Here is a 5449-nt window from a genome sequence, read left to right as displayed (position 1 = left end):
TTAGGAAAACCCTCGATGAAGCCACAACAGAAGAAAACCCTGATCCACACGGCCTCCGCCGTCGCCCTGGCCGCCGTGGCCGCACTGGTCTGGCTGGAACTGCGCCCGAGCGGCCTGGGTTCCGGTTTCGCCAGCGCCAATGGCCGGATCGAGGCAACCGAAGTGGACGTCGCCACGAAACTAGCTGGCCGTCTGCTGCAGATCGACGTCGACGAAGGCGATTTCGTCGCCGCCGGACAAGTACTCGCGCAAATGGACATCCAGGTGCTCACCGCCCAGTTGAGCCAGGCCCAGGCCCAGGTTCGCCAGGCGCAGAACGCCACCCGCACGGCCCATTCCCAAGTTTCCCTGCGCATCAGCGAGAAAGCCACCGCCGAAGCCGTTGTGCACCAGCGTCAGGCCGAGCTGACTGCGGCGCAGAAGCGCTACGCCCGTACCGAGACCCTGGTCAGACGCAATGCCTTGCCCCAGCAGAAACTCGACGATGACCTGGCCGCCCTGCAAAGCAGCCAGGCCGCACTCAGCGCCGCCCGTTCCCAGGTTCTGTCGAGCCAGGCCGCCATAGATGCTGCGCAATCGCAGGTGATCGAGGCCGAATCCAGCGTGGAGGCAGCCCAGGCCAGCGTCGAGCGGCTGCAAGCGGATATCGAGGACAGCCGGCTAAAGGCGCCCCGAAGTGGCCGTGTGCAGTATCGCGTCAGCCAGCCAGGTGAAGTCTTGGGTGCCGGCGGCAAGGTACTCAATCTGGTCGACCTCAACGACGTGTACATGAACGTCTTCCTGCCGGCGCAACAGGCTGGTCGAGTCGCCCTGGGCGCGGACGTGCGACTGATCCTGGATGCCGCACCGCAATATGTAATTCCAGCCAAGGTGACCTTCGTCGCCAGCGTCGCACAGTTCACCCCCAAGACAGTGGAAACCGCCAACGAACGGGAAAAACTGATGTTCCGGGTCAAGGCCCGAATCGATCCAGAACTGCTGCAAAAACACCTCGAACAGGTCAAGACCGGGGTTCCCGGCATGGCCTACCTGAAACTTGACGCCGCCGCCGAGTGGCCCGAAAGCCTGCACGTGCGAATCACACCATGACAGCGAACGACCCCAGCGTGGTGCAACTGATCGAGGTCAGCCTGCGCTACAACAAAACCTGCGCGGTGGACGCGGTCACCCTCGACATCCCCGCCAACCGCATGGTCGGCCTGATCGGCCCAGATGGCGTGGGCAAGTCCAGCCTGCTGGCCCTGATCGCCGGGGCGCGTAGGATGCAGGACGGCACGATACGGGTGCTCGACGGCGACATGGCCGATGCCGGCCACCGCCGCGACGTCTGCCCGCGCATCGCCTACATGCCCCAGGGCCTGGGCAAGAATCTCTACCCGACCCTGACCGTGTTCGAGAACCTCGACTTCTTCGGCCGCCTGTTCGGCCAGGATGAGCAGGAGCGCAGGGCGCGGATTGCCGACCTGACGCAAAGCACCGGCCTGGCGCCGTTTGTCGAACGCCCGGCGGGCAAGCTGTCCGGCGGCATGAAACAGAAGCTCGGCTTGTGCTGTGCGCTGATCCACGATCCGGATCTGTTGATCCTCGACGAACCCACCACCGGCGTCGACCCGCTGGCGCGCAACCAGTTCTGGGAATTGATCGAGCGCATTCGCAAGCGCCGCCCCGGCATGAGCGTGCTGGTCGCCACCGCCTACATGGACGAAGCCCAGCGTTTCGACTGGCTGGTGGCCATGGACGACGGCAAGGTGCTGGCCACCGGCACACCACAGGAACTGCTGGGGCGCACCGGCAGCGACAGCCTGGAGGAGGCCTTCATCGCCCTGCTGCCGGAAGAGAAGCGCCGCGGCCACCATGCACTGGTCATCCCGCCACGCCAGGTCGCCAGTGACAAGGACGCGATCGCCATCGAGGCACGCGGCCTGACCTGCCGCTTTGGCGATTTCGTCGCCGTCGACCATGTGGATTTCCGCATCGAGCGCGGAGAGATCTTCGGTTTCCTAGGCTCCAATGGCTGTGGCAAATCCACCACTATGAAGATGCTCACCGGCCTGCAACCAGCCAGCGAGGGCTCTTGCGCGCTGTTCGGCCAGCCGGTCGACTCCCGCGACATAGATACCCGCCGACGGGTCGGCTACATGTCGCAGGCGTTCTCGCTGTACAGCGAACTGACGGTGCAGCAGAACCTCGAGATGCATGCTCGTCTGTTCCATGTCCCTGAACGGCAACGCCGAGGCCGCGTCCAGGAAATGCTTGAACACTTCGATCTGCTGGGCGTCGCCGAACAGTTGCCGACCGACCTGCCTCTGGGCGTGCGCCAGCGTCTGTCGCTGGCGGTAGCGGTGATACACAAACCGGAAATTCTGATTCTCGACGAACCCACCTCGGGGGTCGACCCGATCGCCCGCGACGGCTTCTGGGCGCTGCTGGTAAAACTGTCGCGCGAAGATGGCGTGACCATCTTCATCTCCACCCACTTCATGAACGAGGCGCTGCGTTGCGACCGGATGTCAATGATGCACGCCGGTCGGGTGCTGGACAGCGACACGCCGCAGGCACTGATGGAAAAGCGTGGTCTGCCGACGCTGGAGCAGACCTTTATCGCCTACCTGCAGGACGCCGCCGAAGACGCCCAGGCCGAACCGGACACTCCGCCCCCCGCGCCGGCGGCCGGATCCGGAACCAACCACCAGGCACGCTTCAGCCTGCGTCGCCTGTACAGCTACGCCCAGCGCGAATCCATGGAGCTGCGCCGCGACCCGATCCGCGCCACCCTGGCACTGGTCGGCACGGTGTTGCTGATGTTCATCATGGGTTATGGCATCAGCATGGATGTGGAAGACCTGAGCTATGCAGTGCTTGATCGCGACCAGACCACCACCAGCGCAGCCTATACCGAGAACATCGCGGGCTCGCGCTATTTCGTGGAAAAGGTGCCATTGCGCGATTACGACGAACTCGACCAGCGCATGCGCACCGGCGATATCAGCCTGGCGGTGGAAATCCCCCCGGGCTTCGGCCGTGACCTCAAGCGCGGCGACGCGCCTCAGATCGGCTTCTGGGTCGATGCAGCCATGCCGACCCGCGCCAACACGATCAAAGGCTACGTGCAGGGGATTCACCAGAGCTACCTGCAGGAGCTCGCCCAGCAGACCACGGGCAATATGGCGAGTGCACCGTACGAGGTCGCCCTGCGTTACCGCTACAACCCTGACGTGAAGAGCCTACCGGCCATGGTGCCGGCGGTCATCCCGATCCTGCTGATGCTGATCCCGGCGATGCTAACCGCACTCGGCGTGGTGCGCGAGAAGGAGCTCGGCTCGATCACCAATTTCTACGTCACGCCGGTCACTCGCGTGGAATTCCTGCTCGGCAAACAGCTGCCCTACATCGCCTTGGGCATGGTCAACTTCTTCATGCTGGTGGCCCTCTCAGTGCTGGTATTCGATGTACCAGTCAAGGGCAGCATGCTATCGCTGACCATCGGCGCGTTGCTCTATGTGATTTGCGCCACTGGCCTGGGCCTGTTGATCTCGGCGGCCCTCAACAGTCAGATCGCCGCCATCTTCGGAACCGCCATCGCCACCCTGGTACCCGCCACCCAGTTCTCGGGGCTGACCCACCCGGTATCGGCCATGGAAGGAGCCAGCGCCCTGATCGGTAACATCTATCCGACCAGCCATTTCCTGACCATCAGCCGTGGCGTGTTCTCCAAAGCTCTCGGCCTTCCCGATCTGTACAGCTATTTCATCCCTCTGCTGCTGACCATCCCCGTGCTGACCCTACTCAGCATCGCCGGCCTGAAGAAGCAGGAGAAGTGAACATGCGCAAACTGGGCAACATCCTGCAACTGGGGATCAAGGAACTGCGCAGCCTGTGCCGCGACCCAGCCATGCTCCTGCTGATCGCCTATTCCTTCACCCTGAGCATCTACTCCCAAGCCACCAGTATTCCGGAAACGCCCTTCCACGCCACCATAGCTGTGGTCGACGAAGATCGCTCCCAGGTGACCAACCGCATCATCGGCGCCTTTCAGCAACCCTACTTCCTCACACCACGCTACATCAGCATCAGCGAGATGGACGATGGCATGGACACCGGGCTCTATACCTTCACTCTGAACATACCGCCAAACTTCCAACGGGATCTGCTCGCAGGGCGCAAGCCGGTCATTCAATTGAACGTCGACGCCACCCAGATCAGCCAAGCCTTCAGTGGTGCCGGGCACATCCAGCAGATCATCGGCGACGAGGTCGGCGAGTTCCTCAACCGTTACCGAGGCGTCAGCAGCCCCCCCGTGGAATCTGTCGTGCACATGGCCTACAACCCGAACCTGGTGCAGTCCTGGTTCGGCTCCATCAACGCCATCATCAGCCAGATAACCATGCTGTCGATCATCCTCACCGGCGCCGCACTGATCCGCGAACGTGAGCATGGCACCATCGAACACCTGCTGGTGATGCCGGTCACGGCCTTTGAAATCATGTCTGCAAAGGTCTGGTCGATGGGCATCGTGGTACTGCTGGCGACCACTCTCTCCCTGCGTTTCATCATACAAGGCTGGTTGGCGGTGCCGATCCCGGGCTCCACCCTGCTATTTCTCTGCGGAGTCGCCCTGCACCTGTTCGCCACCACCTCGATGGGTATCTTCCTCGGTACCCTGGCCCGGTCAATGCCGCAACTCGGCCTGCTGATCATCCTCGTGCTGCTGCCACTGCAAATCCTCTCGGGCGGTATGACACCGCGCGAAAGCATGCCAGAAGCGGTGCAACACATCATGCTGATCGCCCCCACCACGCACTTCGTCGAACTGGCCCAGTCCATCCTGTTCCGCGGAGCCGGCACCTCCGTGGTTTGGCCGCAATTGCTGGCCCTGGCAGTGATCGGTACGGCGTTCTTCCTCGGCGCGCTGTCTCGATTGCGCAAATCGCTACGTTAGTAGCACCCCCTCCCTGCAACCTTGCCCTGAACGGAGCATCGACATGAAAAAAACCTTCCTAACAAGCGTATTCCTGACTCTCGGCCTACTGGCCGGCTGCTCGACGCCGTCGCTGATCGTGCTCAACGACGGCCGGGAAATCCAAACCCTAGACACCCCTGATTACGACGCCAAGAGCGGTTTCTACGAATTTGAGCAACTGGATGGCAAACGCCAGCGCCTGAACAAGGATCAGGTGCGTACCATCCAGGAGCTGTAACCCGAGCGAACCTCGCGGCAGGGCCGAAGCCCCGCCGGCGAGGTGATATTTCGCATCGCTCCCCATTAGAATCGCCATCCACCCTTGCCTTGAGAATCTTCGTGCTCCGCTCCTTCCTGTACCCATCACGTGCCTGGCTGTTCATCTTCTCGGCGCTTTTCCTCTACGGCTGCGCCGGCGTCAAGGTCAACGCAATCAAGAACGACGACTACCTGACGTTGCGCCGTGGCGACGTGCTCACCACCGGTAGC

4 protein-coding genes are annotated in these 5449 nt (G+C 62.5%); all 4 read left to right on the top strand.

Features of this window, described 5'->3' with window-relative positions; genetic code table 11:
* The first annotated feature begins 15 nt into the window (after positions 1-15).
* The 4 genes from N5J71_RS21875 to N5J71_RS21860 are packed head-to-tail and all read left to right on the top strand — an operon-like array spanning position 16 to position 5198.
* The gene (locus N5J71_RS21875) at positions 16-1089 is read left to right on the top strand and encodes an HlyD family secretion protein (protein WP_003464255.1); all 1074 of its coding nucleotides are present in this window, start codon (positions 16-18) and stop codon (positions 1087-1089) included.
* Positions 1086-3821 carry a ribosome-associated ATPase/putative transporter RbbA gene (rbbA, locus tag N5J71_RS21870; protein WP_279917643.1) on the top strand — a complete coding sequence of 912 codons (2736 nt, stop codon included), beginning with the start codon at positions 1086-1088 and terminating at the stop codon, positions 3819-3821. The genes N5J71_RS21875 and rbbA overlap by 4 nt, the downstream gene beginning before the upstream one ends.
* A gap of 2 nt (positions 3822-3823) precedes the next feature.
* A complete protein-coding gene (locus tag N5J71_RS21865) occupies positions 3824-4939 on the top strand; it encodes an ABC transporter permease (RefSeq protein ID WP_100549188.1) in 1116 nt (371 codons plus the stop codon).
* 43 nt (positions 4940-4982) lie between these two features.
* Entirely contained in the window at positions 4983-5198 is a 216-nt protein-coding gene (locus N5J71_RS21860; RefSeq protein ID WP_003464264.1) for a YgdI/YgdR family lipoprotein, read from the top strand.
* Positions 5199-5449: the final 251 nt, after the last annotated feature.

This window comes from Ectopseudomonas oleovorans, from assembly GCF_029845265.1.
In the GTDB taxonomy this organism is placed as follows: Bacteria; Pseudomonadota; Gammaproteobacteria; order Pseudomonadales; family Pseudomonadaceae; genus Aquipseudomonas; species Aquipseudomonas oleovorans.
Note: the sequence above shows the minus strand (reverse complement) of the source record. Positions and strands in the feature narration are given on the sequence as shown.